The organism is Allobosea sp. P4_C6, from assembly GCF_056402015.1.
Genome location: NZ_JBFUIF010000269.1, coordinates 1 through 1,081, shown reverse-complemented (window position 1 = coordinate 1,081; position 1,081 = coordinate 1). Strand labels below are relative to the sequence as shown.

Sequence of the window (1,081 nt, the reverse complement as noted above, 5' to 3'; positions counted from 1 at the left end):
GCGATAATACGTGAACGCCGTCACGCTGATGGCCCGGATCGCCTCCGCGACCGGGCGCCCCTGGGACAACAGCACGTCGACCTGCCGCAGCTTCGCGACGATCTCTTCAGGCTTGTGCTTCTTCTGCGGCATCGCGGGCATCCTCCAAAGGCTCAAAAAGCCTACTTCAGGGAGGGCCACTTTTCAGGGGGCAGGCCACCGGTGGCTACCATCGGTGGTCCGTTTGTTACGATTGATGGCGGTGAAGGGTGGCGACTTTGACGTAGCCTGGCCATTCCGAGCTTGAAGGGATGCCCGACACGACGCTTGAACCCGACGACCTCTACGGGGGCATCCGTCGTACGCTTGCGCCTTCGATCAATTGATCGCGGCGCTGACGGGAAATCCCGCCTGCCTTGCGCCTTCGATCAGAGTGAGCCGATCTTGAGCGTTATAGTTTCTCGTGGCGATTTCAGCTTCAATGTTTTCGATGAAGCGAGGTCGCATCCTCATGAACTCGTGAACACTCGCATTTGTCTCCTGCTGCAAATGAGCACGCGCAAATATGAGCGCAGCAACAAAATGATAATTCGCAAACCGCTGCATATTAGCGCGGCGGAGCCAGTACAAAGCACGTGTATTGTCGCCAATAAGGTAATAATTTTGCGCCAGTATCGCGATGTAATATTTTGTTTGATTGGGATTTCTGTCGACCGCCTCTTCAATCATCGCGACGCCGCGCCTTCTGTCGCCAGCTTGTGCCAATCGGCTTCCAAATTCTGCCAAAATTTCCGTGTCATTTGGATTCAGCACAAGGGCCTGTTCGCCAATTTGCAGAGCGGCGTCGGGCTCCCTGCTAAAGAACAGAACGGCCATAAGCGCCTGAAGGGCACGAACATTATTCGGATCGAGGCGCACGGCACGCTGGGCCGCCTCACGAGCTCGTATTTTCGCCGCCGGCGCCGCCTCCTGAGAATTGAACCCAAGCCGATCCTCGTCGAGGAAGAGATAGGCCAGCATCGCCCAACCCGTCGAATAGTCCGGATTTCGCGTTACCGTCTCTTTAAGGCAGTCCCGAACTAGCCGATGCTCTTCCCGTGAG

At 56.4% G+C, this 1,081-nt stretch carries 1 protein-coding gene and 1 pseudogene; both read right to left on the bottom strand.

Translation table 11 applies throughout. From position 1 onward, the window contains the following. Nucleotides 1–132 (bottom strand): annotated as a pseudogene (locus AC1DVA_RS28570) (IS3 family transposase); the annotation flags it as partial. Nucleotides 133–357: 225 nt separating this feature from the next. Beyond that, a partial coding sequence (locus AC1DVA_RS28565; protein ID WP_476808154.1) for a tetratricopeptide repeat protein occupies nt 358–1,081 on the bottom strand: 724 nt, incomplete at its 5' end.